General features: G+C 56.4%; 20 protein-coding genes. 11 read left to right on the top strand and 9 right to left on the bottom strand.

What is annotated here, in order from left to right; translation table 11 throughout:
• The 4 genes from ACM6IN_RS12070 (at position 1) to queC (ending at position 2,528) form a co-directional block, all read left to right on the top strand.
• Positions 1-360, top strand: coding sequence for a hypothetical protein (locus tag ACM6IN_RS12070; RefSeq protein ID WP_007919652.1), 360 nt, complete (start codon positions 1-3; stop codon positions 358-360).
• A gap of 1 nt (position 361) precedes the next feature.
• Positions 362-958 carry a hypothetical protein gene (locus ACM6IN_RS12065; protein WP_414916112.1) on the top strand — a complete coding sequence of 199 codons (597 nt, stop codon included), beginning with the start codon at positions 362-364 and terminating at the stop codon, positions 956-958.
• 206 nt (positions 959-1,164) lie between these two features.
• On the top strand, positions 1,165-1,632 hold the full coding sequence (locus ACM6IN_RS12060; RefSeq protein WP_007919654.1) for an SUKH-3 domain-containing protein: 468 nt from the start codon (positions 1,165-1,167) through the stop codon (positions 1,630-1,632).
• Between the two features lie 197 nt (positions 1,633-1,829).
• The gene (queC, locus tag ACM6IN_RS12055) at positions 1,830-2,528 is read left to right on the top strand and encodes a 7-cyano-7-deazaguanine synthase QueC (protein ID WP_414916111.1); all 699 of its coding nucleotides are present in this window, start codon (positions 1,830-1,832) and stop codon (positions 2,526-2,528) included.
• A 67-nt stretch (positions 2,529-2,595) separates the two neighbouring features.
• Here the strand turns inward: queC and ACM6IN_RS12050 are convergent, their stop codons facing one another.
• A complete protein-coding gene (locus ACM6IN_RS12050) occupies positions 2,596-3,474 on the bottom strand; it encodes a queuosine precursor transporter (RefSeq protein WP_007919658.1) in 879 nt (292 codons plus the stop codon).
• Complete coding sequence (locus ACM6IN_RS12045; protein ID WP_414916131.1) at positions 3,458-4,063, bottom strand: helix-turn-helix transcriptional regulator; 606 nt, start codon at positions 4,061-4,063, stop codon at positions 3,458-3,460. Before ACM6IN_RS12045 ends, ACM6IN_RS12050 begins: the two co-directional genes overlap by 17 nt.
• 532 nt (positions 4,064-4,595) lie before the next feature.
• On the opposite strand from ACM6IN_RS12045, the gene glyA reads away from it, so the two are divergent.
• Complete coding sequence (glyA, locus tag ACM6IN_RS12040; protein WP_414916110.1) at positions 4,596-5,945, top strand: serine hydroxymethyltransferase; 1,350 nt, start codon at positions 4,596-4,598, stop codon at positions 5,943-5,945.
• Positions 5,946-6,013: 68 nt separating this feature from the next.
• Here glyA and ACM6IN_RS12035 read toward each other — a convergent pair whose 3' ends face one another.
• Positions 6,014-7,432, bottom strand: coding sequence for an amino acid permease (locus tag ACM6IN_RS12035; RefSeq protein WP_007919666.1), 1,419 nt, complete (start codon positions 7,430-7,432; stop codon positions 6,014-6,016).
• 893 nt (positions 7,433-8,325) lie between these two features.
• On the opposite strand from ACM6IN_RS12035, the gene ACM6IN_RS12030 reads away from it, so the two are divergent.
• On the top strand, positions 8,326-8,463 hold the full coding sequence (locus ACM6IN_RS12030; RefSeq protein ID WP_003222780.1) for a hypothetical protein: 138 nt from the start codon (positions 8,326-8,328) through the stop codon (positions 8,461-8,463).
• Between the two features lie 70 nt (positions 8,464-8,533).
• Complete coding sequence (locus ACM6IN_RS12025; RefSeq protein ID WP_414916109.1) at positions 8,534-9,499, top strand: leucyl aminopeptidase; 966 nt, start codon at positions 8,534-8,536, stop codon at positions 9,497-9,499.
• Positions 9,500-9,731: 232 nt separating this feature from the next.
• Here ACM6IN_RS12025 and rluB read toward each other — a convergent pair whose 3' ends face one another.
• The 6 genes from rluB to ACM6IN_RS11995 form a co-directional block, all read right to left on the bottom strand.
• Positions 9,732-10,952 carry a 23S rRNA pseudouridine(2605) synthase RluB gene (gene rluB / locus ACM6IN_RS12020; protein WP_038363752.1) on the bottom strand — a complete coding sequence of 407 codons (1,221 nt, stop codon included), beginning with the start codon at positions 10,950-10,952 and terminating at the stop codon, positions 9,732-9,734.
• A 143-nt stretch (positions 10,953-11,095) separates the two neighbouring features.
• Positions 11,096-11,287, bottom strand: a complete 192-nt coding sequence (locus ACM6IN_RS12015) for a DUF1289 domain-containing protein (protein WP_007919669.1) — start codon at positions 11,285-11,287, stop codon at positions 11,096-11,098.
• Between the two features lie 104 nt (positions 11,288-11,391).
• Positions 11,392-12,375 (bottom strand): SMC-Scp complex subunit ScpB, encoded by a 984-nt coding sequence (scpB, locus tag ACM6IN_RS12010; protein WP_414916108.1) that lies wholly within the window; start codon positions 12,373-12,375, stop codon positions 11,392-11,394.
• A gap of 11 nt (positions 12,376-12,386) precedes the next feature.
• Positions 12,387-13,085: a segregation and condensation protein A gene (locus ACM6IN_RS12005; protein ID WP_172828192.1), complete on the bottom strand. Its 699-nt coding sequence runs from the start codon at positions 13,083-13,085 to the stop codon at positions 12,387-12,389.
• Between the two features lie 123 nt (positions 13,086-13,208).
• A complete protein-coding gene (locus tag ACM6IN_RS12000; RefSeq protein WP_095114461.1) occupies positions 13,209-13,838 on the bottom strand; it encodes an L-threonylcarbamoyladenylate synthase in 630 nt (209 codons plus the stop codon).
• Positions 13,839-13,851: 13 nt separating this feature from the next.
• The gene (locus ACM6IN_RS11995) at positions 13,852-14,715 is read right to left on the bottom strand and encodes a PHP domain-containing protein (RefSeq protein ID WP_007949812.1); all 864 of its coding nucleotides are present in this window, start codon (positions 14,713-14,715) and stop codon (positions 13,852-13,854) included.
• Positions 14,716-14,802: 87 nt separating this feature from the next.
• On the opposite strand from ACM6IN_RS11995, the gene ACM6IN_RS11990 reads away from it, so the two are divergent.
• The 4 genes from ACM6IN_RS11990 (at position 14,803) to ACM6IN_RS11975 (ending at position 16,949) form a co-directional block, all read left to right on the top strand.
• Entirely contained in the window at positions 14,803-15,402 is a 600-nt protein-coding gene (locus ACM6IN_RS11990) for a septation protein A (protein WP_007919675.1), read from the top strand.
• Position 15,403: 1 nt separating this feature from the next.
• Positions 15,404-15,703 (top strand): YciI family protein, encoded by a 300-nt coding sequence (locus tag ACM6IN_RS11985; RefSeq protein WP_007919677.1) that lies wholly within the window; start codon positions 15,404-15,406, stop codon positions 15,701-15,703.
• 150 nt (positions 15,704-15,853) lie between these two features.
• The gene (locus ACM6IN_RS11980; RefSeq protein WP_038363742.1) at positions 15,854-16,264 is read left to right on the top strand and encodes a translation initiation factor 2; all 411 of its coding nucleotides are present in this window, start codon (positions 15,854-15,856) and stop codon (positions 16,262-16,264) included.
• A gap of 7 nt (positions 16,265-16,271) precedes the next feature.
• Positions 16,272-16,949, top strand: a complete 678-nt coding sequence (locus ACM6IN_RS11975) for a response regulator transcription factor (RefSeq protein WP_414916107.1) — start codon at positions 16,272-16,274, stop codon at positions 16,947-16,949.
• The last annotated feature ends 158 nt before the right edge of the window (positions 16,950-17,107 follow it).

The raw sequence follows: 17,107 nt of genomic DNA, 5'->3' as shown, positions 1-17,107 counted from the left end.
ATGTTTGATGACTACCTGAGCAACAAAGACAGCTATTTTCAACTAGAGCAGGATTTTTATAAATTCTTTTATCTAGAGGTTCAGAAAAACGAAGTCGCTAGTGAAATATTCAAGGCGCCTTTTTACAATACATTCTTTTCAAACGGCACGCCGTTCATGGATGGAAATCCAATTTTTTCTGTAAGAAATGAGGTGAATGGCCAGATTCTTAGAATAGTATTAGACGAGGATGTTGATGAGCTTTCCTCGTATCAAGACAAAGAGGCGGGATGTGAGCTTGTTATATTCGGAAATCTATCCTTGATGGATGAAATAAAGAAAATGATTTCCGCGTGGATCAAGGCGCAACAACTCTTCTAGTATGATTTCTACAGATTTCCATCAGCTTGTTGAGTTGTTCATAGAGGGCTCGGGTAATCTTCAGCCAAGTATTTTTGGGTTGGACAGCCTTTCCGAGTCGGATTTCATTAGCGCCGATTTTGAAATGATCGGCGATTCAAATGGTTTTCATTCTTTCGAGAAAGCATACGACGTTCCTTATTTTCGTAGAAAAATAACGGTAGTGTTCAAGCAGTATTTTTTTGCGCGTGGGAGTTTGGGGGGAGGACTTGGTATTGCAGGTGGGGTAAGGCTGACATCGCTTTTGAGAAAACAGCCATTTGCTACATCAATGGGGCATGTCGATACGAATCGCGTGGTGTTCTTTTTCTTCGAGGATAAAAGTGATGGGGCACTGATTTTCGACGAAAAAATCGTCATAAGGTTTGACCAGTGGTCCAAGCGCAATTCTTATATGGTTTCAACGGTAGAGTGTGATTTTGATAATGTGCAGTTCAATGAAATAGCAAAGAAAGCGGTTCGCGAAACGTTTGAACCGTCCACTCACGATTCGATGATCAGAGATGCAAAGCAACGAGGCTGCTCACGTGCGTTTAATCGTTTGATTGAAAAGCTTTAGCTCGACATGCTCATGCGGCAAACCAATTTATATGCTATTGGTGCGGCGCAAACTAATTCTGGGGAATAGTTATCATGAAAAATCTCATTGAAATAGGGGCATCTCTCAGAGACAAGGTATCCCGGTACGGCTGAATGTTGACAAACGATTCAGTGCAATAAAAAAGACCGTTAATGCAGAACGCTGCCTAAGCCTGGACGCTCCCAATGCACCCGCTGATCGAACTTCCCGAGACTCTCCACCCACTGTTCCTGGCTGCCGGTTGGCCTGTGACCCATATCGTGCCATTGCCGGATTTCGTCCCGCGCGAGCATCCAGCCGCTGCTCTGCTCGAACAACTGGCCGGCCTGACCGTCGGCACCTGCGGCACAGGCGAAGACTGCGCTACCAGCGATGTAGCGTTTGGCGCCTTTGAACACCTGTATGGAGATGAAGACTTCTTGGCTTGGCAGCAACGCTTGGGCAGCACCTTGGTGAACATCGCCGAAATTCATCATGGCCACGCTGCACTGTTGATGGACGAAAAAGGTCGCTGCTACGCCTTGAGTTTCATTCATGACGGGTTCTGGCTGCAGGGCAGAACTTTTGTCGAAGCGATGGAAAAGCTAGTGTTTGGGCGCAAGTGCGGTGAGCAAGTGGCGCTGGCCACACCGGGCGCCGTGCCAGTTGTTTAAATCCCTCTGCTTTTAGCAACGAGCTAAAAACGTTTGCTATTTAACATGCCTATTATTCAGGTATTGAAGCCTCACTCCACCTTAAGATAGCCGCTCGCGGACTCACGCGCGCCTCTGGACTCTGCACCGAGCTCCAACCCTATTTCGAGTATCATCTCCCCCTTTGCCCTTAAGACCTCAATGCAGGAAGCATAACCATGACCAACAAAGCAGTTATCGTATTCAGCGGCGGGCAGGACTCCACCACGTGCTTGATCCACGCCCTGACCCACTACGATGAAGTCCACTGCATCACGTTTGACTATGGTCAGCGTCATCACGCGGAAATTGAAGTGGCGCAGCATCTGTCGAAAAAGCTCGGTGTGACCGTGCATAAAACGCTGGATGTGTCCTTGCTCAATGAGCTAGCCATCAGCAGCCTGACGCGCGATAACATTCCGGTTCCGACCGTGAATAGCTCTGGCGAGAGCCTGCCAAGCACCTTCGTTCCAGGGCGGAACATTTTGTTTCTGACGCTGGCTTCTATCTATGCCTATCAAGTCCAGGCCAAAACGGTCATTACCGGTGTCTGTGAAACCGACTTCTCGGGCTATCCCGATTGCCGGGATGAATTCGTCAAGGCCTTGAATAAAGCCCTTGAATTAGGCATGGATTACAAGCTGCAACTGGATACGCCATTGATGTGGCTGAACAAGGCAGAAACCTGGGCCTTGGCGGATTACCACCATCAGCTGGATCTGGTTCGCGAGGAAACACTGACTTGCTACAACGGCATCAAAGGTACTGGATGTTCCGATTGTGATGCCTGTAATCTTCGCGCCAAAGGCTTGAATGAGTTCCTGAACAATAAGGTACAAGTGACTCAACGTTTGAAAGAGAAACTTGGCTTAAAGTAATACTGCAACAAGGAGCGCTCACTCAAGCATGTTGGCAACAACGTGCCGAGTGAGCGCCCTCCTCTGCTTACTGCGTTTGCGCACCCGTCAGGTACTTCTTGAACAATGATCTTGCGCCGTAGGCCGGCAAGATATTAAAGAACGCGAAACCTACCTTGATTGCGATCTGAACGTAGATCATGCCCAGTATCGCGCTATTTTCCATTGTTCCGTAAAACGCAATATAGCAGAACAGAAAACTGTCGATGATAACGGCAAACAACGTGCTTAAAAATACTCGCAAAAACAGAAACCTGGAATTTGTCAGCTCTTTAATCTTGCACAACAGGTACGAGTTTATGTTCTCGGAAACCAAAAACGATATAGAAGACGCTACCAGAACTGCTGACAACTGACTGATAACATCATTGTAAGCGCCATCAAGTTTCCAGCCCGGCAGACCCGGAAGATGAGTCGTGATGGCCAGCAGAATGATAATCGCGGCGTTGCTGATGAACGCGAACAGAATCGCTTTTCGCGCGAGCCTCAGGCCAAACGTTTCATTGAGCAAGTCAACGATCAGAAACGTCAGCGGATAGAGGAAAGTGCCCGGCGTTACGACAATATCGAAATACTCGAGGTAGATCGGTTTTGTCGCTGCAATACTGGTAAAAATGTAAAGCGTGAACAGCATCAGGTTCAGGATGATGTAGATCATCCAGGAACTCTCATGCCGGTCATTGATTTCGTAAGCGGTGAGTGCTCCGCCTTGGGAGTAAAACTTCTTGTAGAGGTTTTTCACTTCGATTTTATTCAGATTATCCATAATCTCACTATTCAACACTTCACTTAGCTTTATTTTAATTATTTTGCCTGTCGCGATGACCATGATGACGGCCAGGCTTTTTCCATTTTCGAATCCCAGCAATTTGTACTTGCTGTTTTCCAACTCAACACTGCAATCCATTAAATCGTTCCTCGATTACATCTCCGATCACGCATACACGATCCGTATCAAAGTTGCCTTCATGGCTTATAGATAACTTCGCTGTGATTTTGTCATACACCAGCTTTTCCCTGTCGCTGGTCGACGCTCCTTTCTGCACGATCAATAGATCGCCGGGTTCATTCATGCCGCTGATTTCATTTTCCAGCAAAACGCCAATCAGATTAAAGGACGCGCCAAAATAGTAAGTCAGTGGATAAATCGTGGCCAACTCACCAATTCTCTTATCCAGACTTTGCAGCAGCAGACTTTCTGTAATCACCGGAACCGCCGCCGGATTCATATTCCCCTGTGGCGAAATACTGCTTTCGATGATTTCCTTTTCTTCAAAATCAATCGTCTCTATTTCCTCGTAAGACACGCCGAAGAAATCAGAAATCTTGCGCACAGTGGACTGTTGTACATTGACCACCTTGCCTTCAAGAATGTTATAGATGGTCGTGCGGGTCAAACCACTGGAGTGGCACAGGGACAACTGAGTTTCCCCGCGACTCTTGATCAGGTATTTGATGTTGTTCTTCAGATTCTCCGATCTTTCTCTTCTGTGCATCACATGCTTATCATCCATTTTTAACTGCAATCAATGTCACGTCCCGAATGATCATTCCGGACATACACAAGTGAGGTAGGAAATTGCAGTTATATCCCTGTCAGTGCCGCGCAGGATCATAGCATTCTCCCTCCCTGGGTTCGGTATAAAAAGTCAGCTTTCACAGGCTGCTTCCGCCAACGTGCGGGGGTCATTTCAGCCTCCGTACGGACTCGTCAGTTCCTTTCGACTTCCACCCAAGGCCGGAAAATCGGCACCGGGCAATGCCTGTTTTACACCCGACGCGACCACAAAAAGAATCATTTTCTTTGAAGAATGTTCATTTTTTTGATTAATTCTGTGGCGTTCCTCACTGAAAAATTTATGATGCGTCAATCCGGCGTCCCATTCTCGAGAGTGAAAGAACGAAAAACCGGGAGGCCTGTACAGGGTTTAGTTTTGCGCGCACAGCGGTCAAAACACGGATTCGCCTGTACAGATCTGGCAAGCAAGGACATGCGCAAATCACGCAAAACCAGGGAAGGAATAAGCAATGGCAGTCATTACTGAACCACTCAAGAACCAGGCTGACTTGCTGCGACGCGGTCTGGCAGATCTCCGCGCAGAAGACGCCGAACTGGCGGCCATTCTCGACGCTGAAGTGACGCGCCAACAGCACACGCTTTCACTGGTCTCCTCCTCCTGCGCAGTCCAGCCGCGAACCTTGGCGGCCTGCGCTTCCGTGCTGGTCAACGTGACCGCTGAAGGCATGTCCGGCAAGCGTCACAGTGCTGGGTGCGAGAATGTCGAGCGGGTCGAATCGCTGGCCATCCGCCGGGCGCGGCAACTGTTTACGGCTCAATACGCCAACGTGCAGCCGCACTCGGCGTCGACCGCCATTTACCAGGTGCTCACAGCGTTACTTGAGCCTGGCGACACCTTGCTGGGTATGGCGGTGGAACACGGTGGCCATCTCACGCATGGCAGCCTCGCCGCGTTTTCCGGCGCCTACTACAAGGCGATCCAGTACGGCACGACAGCAGACGGCCTGATCGATTACGACAAGGTGCGCCTGCTCGCACTCGCCCACCGCCCACGCGTCATCCTCTGCGGCGCCAGCGCCTATTCGCGCGAAGTGGACTTCAAGCGGTTTCGCGAAATTGCCGATGAAGCCGGGGCCATCCTGCTCGCCGATATTTCGCATATCGCCGGGCTGGTCGCCACCGGGCGCCACCCAAGTCCGATCGACGCAGCCCACGTCACCGTCACCTGCACGCACAAGCAACTCGCCGGGCCTCGCGGCGGCGTGATTCTCAGCGGTGCTGATGCGAACACCAAGATTCCCGGCCTGAGGACCACCTTCAGTCGCCTGCTTGATCAAGCCGTTTACCCGCGAATGCAGGGCGCGCCTGCTGCCAACATGATCGCTGCGAAGGCTGCCGCGCTGGGTTATGCAATGTCCGCAGAATTCGATGCCTGCATGGCGCAGATCCGCAGCACGGCGGATGAAATGGCCAAAGCGTTTCAGGCCAAGGATTATGAAGTGGTTGGCGGCTGCAGTGAAAACCACACGGTGCTGGTGCGCTTGCGGGGTGGCATCACGGGGGCTATCGCCGAGGCGGCGCTGGGGCACTGCGGAATCATCGTCAACAAACATCGCGTACCCGACGATCCCCGTTCGGCACTTGTCACCAGCGGGCTGCGTATCGGCACCGCTGCGCTGGCGCAACGCCGGGTCGATGTCCACGGCAGCCGCCAGATCGTCGATTTGATCGTGCGGATTCTGAACACGGTAGCGCCGCTCGGCGAACAGGATTACACCCTGGAACCGCTGCTCCTCGCGCAGTTTCGTTCAGAGGTCAAAACCCTGTGCAGGGACTATCCTCTCGCCGACTATCAATAGCGCACCAATATTTGCACCCATAAAAAAACCCGGCACTCAGGCCGGGTTTTGTGTTTCTGCGTCAGCGCTTATTTGGCAGCACCTGCCGCGTGCACGGCCTGCTGCGCACCGCGCTTGTTCTTGATCACGTAGCAGACCCACATGAACACGACCCACACCGGAATCGCGTACACCGAGATCTGAATGCCCGGGATCAGCAGCATCACGCCGAGGATGAACGCGACGAACGCCAGGCAGATGTAGTTGCCGTACGGATACCACAGCGCCTTGAACAGCGGCGTCTGCCGGGTCTTGTTCATGTGCTGACGGAACTTGAAGTGCGAGAAGCTGATCATCGCCCAGTTGATCACCAGCGTCGCAACCACCAGCGACATCAGCAGTTCCAGCGCGTGCTGCGGGATCAGGTAGTTGAGCAGCACAGCGACCAGCGTCACCGCTGCGGAAGCCAGAATCGAACGCACCGGCACGCCGCGCTTGTCGATTTTCGCCAACACTTTCGGCGCATCGCCCTGCTCGGCCATGCCCAGCAGCATGCGGCTGTTGCAGTAGGTACCACTGTTGTACACCGACAACGCAGCAGTCAGGACCACAAAGTTGAGGATGTGCGCGGCGGTGTTGCTGCCGAGCATCGAGAACACTTGCACGAACGGGCTGCCGCTGTACGAATCGCCGGACGCGTTGAGGGTTTCCAGCAGACTGTCCCATGGAGTCAGCGACAGCAGGATAACCAGTGCACCGATGTAGAAAATCAGGATCCGGTAGATCACCTGGTTGATCGCTTTCGGGATCACGGTCTTCGGCTTGTCGGCTTCAGCAGCGGTGAAACCGAGCATTTCCAGACCGCCGAAGGAAAACATGATGATCGCCATGGCCATCACCAGACCGCTGACACCATTCGGGAAGAACCCACCGTGCGACCACAGGTTGCTCACGGAAGCTTGCGGGCCGCCATTACCGCTGACCAGCAGGTAGCTGCCGAGCGCAATCATGCCGACGATCGCCACGACCTTGATGATCGCGAACCAGAATTCGGCTTCACCGAAGACTTTGACGTTGGCCAGATTGATCGCGTTGATCAGCACGAAGAAGGCTGCCGCAGAAACCCAGGTCGGAATGTCCGGCGCCCAGTAGTGGATGTATTTACCGACCGCGGTCAGCTCCGACATGCCCACCAGAATGTACAGAATCCAGCAGTTCCAGCCCGACAGGAAACCGGCAAAGCCGCCCCAGTACTTGTGCGCGAAATGGCTGAAGGAACCGGCCACCGGCTCTTCGACGATCATCTCGCCGAGCTGGCGCATGATCATGAAGGCGATGAAGCCGCAGATGGCGTAGCCGAGGATCATCGACGGGCCAGCGGATTTCAGTACCCCGGCCGAGCCGAGGAACAATCCGGTACCGATCGCGCCACCGAGGGCGATCAGTTGAATATGGCGATTTTTCAGGCCGCGTTTCAGCTCGCCTGATTGCGAGGGTTGTCCACTCATGAAAAAGGTCTCACGCAAGGTTTGATGATGTTCAGTAGACGTTGCTGCCAGGTTGCGATTTCAAGCAGCCCCGATCAAACCCCAGCGCAGGCACCAGGAGTTCAGCTTATTTACAACGGTCATGCGTCACCTGTTTGTTTTTATCTGTGACGAAATCGAACCCGAAACGCTTGTGGCGCGACGGAGTGAACAAGGCGGATAGCCTTGAGATTTGCGCGATTACGCAGAGGGTCACAGTTAAAACGCGGCGCATTGTACACCGCTAACCCCCTGCTGCCAGACCCCGCTGGATCAGCGTGATGGTTGCCGGGATTGCGTGTGTCCGCTTCGAGATGCTCGAGCGGCTGCAAAAAATGAGTCAGGCCTTTGCAGGCCATCGGCGTGGACGAGGAAAAAACCGTCCCACGGAGAGAGGTGGAGATCAGTCACGGCGTTCATTGCGCCTCCTTCTTGTTATGCACCTGCACGACAGGCATGGGGCGCATCTCACCCTGCAAACGCCGCTGAAACAAGCGCGCCAGAGCCCTGCGCAGCCTGCGGTGAAGCGGGCTTCGGCAGGTTTTCCTTACAGCGCTCATGGCGGGTTGGATTCACTCGGTTTTAGCGGCATTTTCGTAAACATTTCTTTACGATGCGTAACGCAGAGTTTCCATTTCAGAAAATTCTGTCAGACGTCTGCAAATTGACGGTAGCTAGCTTGCTAATGAAAACCATGACTTAGTTTTTTGTTTTTAAATAAGAAAAACCGAGCGTAAAAACAGAATAAAAAGTCTATTTAAAAATTAAATGAATAATTTTTTGCATTACAAAAAACCCTGAACTAGGTTCTTCACGTCTTGCCGGCCACCTCGACCGGCCAGTCACAACCGTGAAAGTCATCTAGGAGATCGACCATGCAAGCACTGGAAAAAGACTTGGATACCGAACTGCAACTGGACGAATGGTTTGAAGCACCGACCCACGAGGCGGCTGTAGAAATGATGCAAGCCGACGCGGTGGTTCCGTTCGGCACAGCGATGTGGCCTCTGTAAGACATCCCGGGCAGGCACGATCCGGCCGGTCGTGCCTGCCGCTTTCTTCACGGTCAGTCAGGGAGGACTCATGGATAAGCCCCGCGCGATCTCGCATTTCCTTTACTACCTCGAACATCACCCTGCCCTTGCCGGCCTCGACTCGGCGAAGGTATTGCTCGGCCACACGGCTGATTACGCAGCGCTGACCGGCGCGATCGCCGAACAGGCCGGCGATCATCCTCGCTTCCACTTCAGCGCCCGACGTCTGGACCTGGAAAGCACTGCAGCGCTGACCTCGGCAATCACCGACAGCGATCTGTACATTTTCTTCTACGACTCTTCCACCCTGCCCAACCCACGCCCCGACGGCCCGGAATTCGTCCGTGCGCTGCAAGGCGTGATGGCGGAAAACTGGAAGAAGTCGCTGCTGTTCAAGGATTACGGCGATTATTTCTACGACACCTTCAGCGTCACCCCGCAACGCATCGCCGGGCTGAACAGCCACCTGATTCAGCGTATGTCCCAAGCGACCACGCTGAGTTTCAAGGACGACGACGGCTCATGGTTTGAAACGCCGCTGAGCAGCATCAAGAAGTGGACCGACATCAACGGCGTCGGTAACTTCGACCTCGCCCCCGGCGAAATCGCCACGCACAGTGAAGCCATCAACGGCCATGTGAAATTCAAGGGCACATTCCTCAGCACCATTCCGTTTGCGCGCAAATACGGAGTTCTGGAATCGCCACTGGAGTTGTGGATCGAAAACTCGACCATCAGCCGCATCGCCACCGACGTGCCGGGGCTGGAGCATGATTTCAACAAGTACCTGGACGCCAATCCGTCGAACCGGCGGATTGAAGAGCTGGGGATTGGCACTAACGAAGGCGTGAAAGATCTGTATGCGCGCAATGCCGGGTTTGAGGAGCGGCACTGCGGGTTGCACCTTGGTTTGGGCGGTGGGGCCAAGGGCAGTCATCACCTGGACCTGATCTTCTCGGGCGGCGTTTTGGCGCTGGATGACAAGCCGGTGTTTGACGGACGGTTTGTCTTCTGATCCTGAAAATTAGGTGGCTGCATTGGCCTCATCGCCGGCAAGCCAGCTCCCACAGTTTTTTGTTGCGCTGCATAAATCCTGTGAACACCGCAGATACATGTGGGAGCTGGCTTGCCAGCGATGAGGCCCTCAAAAGCACCACATACCTTTCGCCAGACAAAAAAAAACGCCAACCCTGCGGTTGGCGTTTTTGCTTTGGCTTGAAGCTTGCCGCTAGAAGCTCACAGCTGCCTTATTCCGGCTTCTTGCGACCAAACCCCGGACGCTGACCGGAACCGGCCGGTGCACCACGACGCTTGCCCGACGGCTTGTCGCCATCAACCAGCTTAATCCCCGGACGCTTCGGCGCAGGCTTGGCCGGGCGCTTGTTGGTGGTGTCCGCTGGACGATCCGCCACTGGCGTGCCACGACCGGCAGGTGCACCACGCTCGCCACGCTCAGTGCGACCGTTGGCCGGACGCGGAGCGCGCTCGCCGTCACGGGCGACTGGTTTGCGACCTGGACGTTCGCCTTCGATCTGCGGCTCGCGGCTTGGACGTGGGCCAGTCGGCGCGCCAGCGGCTGGACGCAGGGTGCGGACGCGCTCGGTCTTGCCCATCGGACGCGACGATTTACGCTGCATACGCTCAAGCTTGTCTTTGCTCTTGGCGTTCAGCTGCGGCATCGCCACCGGCGTCAGGCCGACTTCGGCACTGAGGATGTCGACTTCGTACTGGCTCATTTCGCGCCAGCGGCCCATCGGCAGGTCGGAGTTGAGGAACACCGGACCGAAACGCACGCGCTTCAGACGGCTGACCACCAGACCTTGCGATTCCCACAAGCGACGAACCTCACGGTTACGACCTTCCATCACCACGCAGTGGTACCAGTGGTTGAAGCCTTCACCGCCTGGAGCTTGCTTGATGTCGGTGAACTTGGCCGGGCCGTCTTCCAGCACCACGCCAGCCTTCAGACGCTCGATCATTTCGTCGTCGACTTCACCGCGTACACGCACGGCGTACTCACGGTCCATCTCGTAGGACGGGTGCATCAGGCGGTTGGCCAGCTCACCGTCGGTGGTGAACATCAGCAGACCGGTGGTGTTGATGTCGAGACGACCGATGTTGATCCAGCGCCCTTCTTTCGGACGCGGCAGCTTGTCGAACACGGTCGGACGGCCTTCCGGGTCGTCACGGGTGCAGATCTCGCCATCGGGTTTGTTGTACATGATCACGCGGCGGACCGATTCGGCCGCCTCTTCGCGCTTGATCACCTTGCCATCAATGGTGATGGCGTCGTGCATGTCGACGCGCAGACCGAGGGTGGCGTCTTTGCCATTGACCTTGATCCGGCCCTGGCTGATCCAGGATTCCACGTCACGGCGCGAGCCGACGCCGATACGGGCGAGGACTTTCTGCAGCTTTTCGCCTGCTGGGCCGATTTCCTGGTCGTCTTTCTGAATGATGTCGCTCATCTGGGCACCTCCCGGTGTGGTCTGTTCAGGCGGCGCCTGAAGCATTGAAATCTGGGTACTCAGCCGAAGGGATCGGCGAAGGGTCGCGAATCATACGCGGATGTGCGCCGTCGCGCATCAGAGACTAGCTGATCAATGGGCAGTTATTTCTTTTTCCGCCGACCGGCGCCACCGAGTTTGATCAGGCGCAACGCGGCTTCGGCCAGCACCGTGCGCTTGTCGTCCTTGTCGAGTTTCTTCCAGGCCTTGATTTCGCGCTTGCTGCGGCCGCAGCCGAGGCAGATGTCGTCGGTGAATTTGCAGAGGCTGATGCACGGGTCTTTAGTGGAACTCATTTGGGTACCTTTGGGAGATCAAAAGATCGCAGCCTTCGGCAGCTCCTACAGGGGACGTATTGCAATGTAGGAGCTGCCGAAGGCTGCGATCTTTTCGGCGCCCCTCAGTCTTCGAATTCGCGGCGTTCGGCTTCGATGGCTTCGGCCAGGGCGCGGGCTTCGGCTTCTTCTTCGCTTAGCTCCGGTTCGGGTTCTGGCGCCGGTTGTTCGAGGGCAGCGACGGCGGCCAACAGCTTTTCACGGGCTTCGGCGACGCCGAGAATGTCTTCTTCCGGTTCGGCTTCAAGTTCAACTTCGATGGTTGGCTCGGCGATCTGTGGCTCAGGCTCAGTCTCGATTTCTGCTTCAGGCGTCGGCACTTCACCATCCGCCGCATCCCGCAGCAAATCGTCGAAGTCGGTCTTGATCCCCTCCTCCATGCTGTCCAGTTCCAGCAACAACGTATGGAAACTGGTTTCCTCCTTCTCTTCCTCCGGCTCGGCGCTGGCGTCGGCCAACTCCTGCAAACCCTGCGGCACCGGCGCGTCGTCAAAATCGAGCACCGGGTCGGTTTCCATTTCGCGCAGCTCGGCCAATGGCGGCAGATCTTCGAGGTTCTTCAGGTTGAAGTGATCGAGAAAACCTTTAGTGGTGGCAAACATCGCCGGCTTGCCCGGCACATCGCGGTAACCGACAACCCGGATCCACTCACGCTCAAGCAAGGTTTTGACGATGTTGCTGTTCACCGCCACACCGCGCACGTCTTCGATCTCGCCACGGGTGATCGGCTGGCGATAGGCGATCAGCGCGATGGTTTCCAGCAACGCACGGGAATAGCGCTGCGGGCGTTCTTCCCAGAGTCGGCCAACCCACGGCGAAAACTTCTCGCGGATCTGCAAGCGATAGCCGGACGAGACTTCCTTGAGCTCGAAGGCGCGGCCCTCGCAGGACTTGCCCAGCAGTGTCAGTGCTTTCTTGAAAACCGCAGGCTCGGGACGTTCACCTTCTTCGAACAGTTCAAAGAGGCGTTCAAGGGATTGCGGCTTTCCCGAGGCCAACAGAAAGGCTTCAAGCAGGGGCGCCAGCTCGCGGGGTTCAGTCAGGTTCATGTTTCGACTCGTTATTCGGCTCGGGCTCGCACGTGGATCGCGGCGAACGGCTCATTCTGCACCAGCTCGACCAAGGATTCCTTGACCAGTTCAAGGATCGCCATAAAGGTCACCACCACACCCAGCCTGCCCTCTTCGGCAGTGAACAGCTCGACGAACGGCACAAAACCGCCGCCCTTGAGCCGTTCCAGCACATCGCTCATGCGCTCGCGGGTGGACAATGCCTCGCGGCTGACCTGGTGGCTTTCAAACATATCGCCACGGCGCAGCACTTCGGCCATGCACATCAAAATCTCTTCCAGCGCGACATCCGGCAACAGCTTGCGCGCCCGGGCTTCCGGGGCGTCGAGCTTGGGCACGATCACATCACGGCCGACGCGGCTCAGACCATCGATACCTTCGGCGGCCGCCTTGAAGCGCTCGTATTCCTGCAAGCGACGGATCAGTTCGGCGCGCGGATCGTCTTCTTCGTCTTCGACGGTTTCGGCGCGCGGCAGGAGCATGCGCGACTTGATCTCGGCGAGCATCGCGGCCATCACCAAATACTCGGCGGCGAGTTCCAGGCGCACCGACTGCATCAGCTCGACATAGCCCATGTACTGACGGGTAATTTCCGCCACCGGGATGTCGAGGATGTTGATGTTCTGTTTGCGGATCAGGTACAGCAGCAGGTCGAGCGGCCCTTCAAAGGCTTCGAGAAAGACTTCCAGCGCATCCGGCGGGATGTACAGGTCGAGCGGCATTTCCATGACCGCCTGGCCATAGACCATGGCAAACGGCAACTCTTGCTGAGCGCCGGCCTGGGGATCGGCAACGGTTTCCACTGCGGACATTCAGGCCTCGACCATGAACGGCGTCGGATCGCCGCAACCGACGCGGACCACTTCCGGGTCATCGCCGGTCAGGTCGATCACGGTGGACGCTTTGATGCCGCCAAAGCCGCCATCGATGATCAGGTCCACCTGATGTTCGAGCAATTGACGCATTTCGTACGGATCGCTCAGCGGGTCTTCATCGCCGGGCATGATCAGGGTCACACTCATCAACGGCTCGCCCAGTTCGGCCAACAGCGCCAGCGCGATCGGATGGCTGGGCACGCGCAGGCCAATAGTGCGCTTCTTCGGATGCAGCAGCAGACGCGGCACTTCGCGGGTGGCGTTGAGAATAAAGGTGTAAGGCCCCGGCAGATGCGCCTTGAGAATACGGAAGGTGCCGGTGTCGATCTTGGCGTAGTTGCCCAGTTGCGACAGGTCGCTGCAGATCAGCGCGAAGTTGTGTTTTTCATCGAGCTGACGCAAACGGCGCACGCGCTCGATGGCGGTCTTGTCGCCGATCTGGCAGCCGATGGCGTAGGAAGAGTCCGTGGGATAAACCACCACCCCGCCTTTGCGGATGATTTCGACCGCCTGTTTTATCAGGCGCGCTTGTGGGTTTTCCGGATGTATCTGGAAAAATTGACTCACATTCTCTACCTGTTCAGACGGCGGCAATATCTGTGTCATGTTTGAACCGACACCACAGGGGTGGAAGGTCCTCGGGAACCGGCCGGTACTGGCCGATCTCGGACCAGCCGCCAGGGCCATGGAAGTCACTGCCGGCGCTGACCAGCAGACCGAACTCACGGGCAAGGATTGCCAGGCTGCCCACCTGTTCCGCAGGCTGATGGCCATTGACCACCTCGATCGCATGCCCGCCTGCTTGAATATAGTCGGCAATCAGCTTCCGGCGCTTGCTGCGGGTGAAATCGTAGTGCCACGGATGCGCCAGGCTGACCCAGGCCCCGGCGGCGCGCAGTGTGCCAACGGTGTCTTCCAGCGTCGGCCAGTGCAACTTGACGTCACCGAGCTTGCCGGCGCCGAGCCATTTGCGGAAGGCTTCGGCGCGATCCTTTACAAAACCTTCACGCACCATCCAGTCGGCGAAATGCGGACGGGCCGGGGCGTTGCCGCTGTCGCCCAGTTCCTGCTGAACCTGCCGGGCGCCTTCGAGGGCACCGGGCATGCCCTTGAGGGCGAGCTTGCGGCTTATTTCTTCCGACCGCAGCCAGCGGCCATCGTGCAATTTGGCAATCGCCTCGACCAACGGCGCGGCATTCACATCAAAACCGTAGCCCAACACATGAATGGTCGCGCCGCCCCACGTACAGGACAATTCGACGCCGTTGACCAGTTGCATGCCCAACTCAGTCGCAGCCATGCGCGCTTCGGCGAGGCCCTCGAGGGTGTCGTGGTCGGTCAACGCCAGGACTCGCACGCCGTTCTCGAACGCACGCGCAACCAGAACCGCAGGCGCCAGGGCGCCATCGGAGGCCGTGCTATGGCAGTGCAAATCAACATTCACGGGGAGTTGTAACCTCAAATCAGCTGGCGCTATCGCGCGCCCATATGTTTGTTATTATGCCGCCACATCCAGCTTCTGGCTCTCACTGTGAAACAATTCATCGATTTCATCCCGCTTCTGCTGTTCTTCATCGTTTACAAACTTGATCCACGGGTCGTCGACATCGCTGGCCATGAAGTGACTGTAGGCGGTATTTACAGTGCCACGGCGATGCTTATCATCAGTTCCCTGGTGGTGTACGGCGCGTTGTTCATCAAACAGCGCAAGCTGGAAAAAAGCCAATGGCTGACGCTGATCGCCTGCCTGGTGTTCGGCAGCCTGACGCTGGCGTTCCACAGCGAGACCTTCCTCAAGTGGAAAGCGCCGGTGGTCAACTGGCTGTTCGCGGTCGCCTTCATCGGTAGCCACTTCATCGGTGACCGCTTGCTGATCAAACGCATCATGGGCCACGCGCTGACCCTGCCGGACCCGGTCTGGACCCGCCTGAACATCGCCTGGATCGCCTTTTTCCTGTTCTGCGGCGCTGCCAACCTGTTCGTCGCCTTCACCTTCCAGAGCTACTGGGTAGACTTCAAGGTGTTCGGCAGCCTGGGCATGACCCTGGTATTCCTGGTCGCACAGGGCATTTACCTGTCGCGTCATCTGCACGATGCCGATACCACAACAACACCCAAAACCGAGGACTGACATGCTCTACGCCATCATTGCCACCGACGTCGCCAACTCGCTGGAAGCACGCCTGGCCGCGCGTCCTGCGCATCTGGAACGCCTGCAAGCGCTCAAGGGCGAAGGCCGCATCGTATTGGCCGGCCCGCACCCGGCCGTCGACAGCAATGATCCGGGCGCAGCGGGTTTCACCGGCAGCCTGATCGTCGCTGAATTCGATTCGCTGAGCGCTGCGCAAGCGTGGGCTGACGCCGATCCGTACATCGCCGCTGGCGTCTACGCCAATGTGGTCGTGAAGCCGTTCAAGCAAGTCCTGCCTTAAATGCCCCGTGATGAGGGGATTTGTCCCCTCATCACTCGCGACACGGCCACTGACAATGAACCTTCCTGGTTCTTGCTGCTCTCAATCGCTCATTATTCTCGTTTGCCTGCCGACAACCTGCCCAATATCCATTTGGAAGCAGGTGTCGCGATGCGCAAGGGTCCGTTGTGTCTGATGTTGGTCACGTTGTCGATCATGGCGCCCGCCCATGGTGAGGAAACCACCGAAGGCGGCAGCTCCACGCCATTGTCGTTAAGCGCCGGCAGCCAGATCACCGAGTTGCAGCAGCGCCTCAAAGCCAGTGAGCAGCAGCGGGAAGAACTGAGCAAACAACTGCAAAATGCCGACAATACCCGCGAAAGCGCCCAGCTTGCCCGGTTGCGCCAAGAGAACCAGCGCTTGAAGCTGCAACTCAAGGAAGCCCAGGCCAGTCCGCTGCCGCGTCTGCTGACCGATCAGCAGCAGTGGTTCGTCACGGGCGCCGGAGTAGCGCTATTGGCGCTGCTCTGCGGTATCTTTGCCAGTGGAGCAAGCCGAAAACGTCGGCAATGGCTAAATTGAGTGAGTCATGAGCGAGCTGTTACTGATTGATGATGACCAGGAGTTGTGCGAACTCCTGAGTAGTTGGCTGAGCCAGGAAGGCTTTCAGGTGCGCGCCTGCCACGATGGACAGAGCGCGCGTAAAGCGCTGGCCGAAACCGCCCCGGCGGTGGTGGTGCTGGACGTGATGCTGCCCGACGGCAGCGGTCTGGAGCTGCTCAAGCAATTGCGCAACGATCACGCTGATCTGCCGGTACTGATGCTCTCGGCCCGTGGCGAGCCGCTGGATCGTATCCTCGGTCTGGAATTGGGCGCCGACGATTACCTGGCCAAACCGTGCGACCCGCGCGAACTGACCGCGCGCCTGCGCGCGGTGTTGCGCCGCAGCCATCCGGCAGCGGTGTCGACTCAGCTTGAGCTGGGCGATCTGAGTTTCAGTCCGGTGCGCGGCGTGGTCAGCATCGACGAGAAAGAGCTGACCCTGACTGTTTCAGAAAGCCGCCTGCTCGAAGCCCTGCTCAAGCAGCCGGGCGAACCACTGGACAAACAGGAACTGGCGCAGCTCGCCCTCGGCCGCAAGCTGACCCTGTACGACCGCAGCCTCGACATGCACGTCAGCAACCTGCGCAAGAAGATCGGCCCGCACCCGGACGGCCGTCCGCGCATCGTCGCTCTGCGCAGCCGCGGTTACTTCTATAGCCTCTGAACCGCGCCCATTCCCACTGTAGGAGCTGCCGAAGGCTGCGATCTTTTGATCTTGTTTTTAAAAGACAGATCAAAAGATCGCAGCCTTCGGCAGCTCCTGCACAGGGCATGTGTAAGGTGGGACGCGAAGCGTCTTTACCCAAGCTTTACGCAGTGCTG

It is taken from the genome of Pseudomonas sp. IT-P395 (genome assembly GCF_949767675.1).
Taxonomy (GTDB): domain Bacteria; phylum Pseudomonadota; class Gammaproteobacteria; order Pseudomonadales; family Pseudomonadaceae; genus Aquipseudomonas.
The sequence above is the reverse complement of the archived record's forward strand: the minus strand, read 5'-3'. Positions and strand labels throughout refer to the sequence as shown.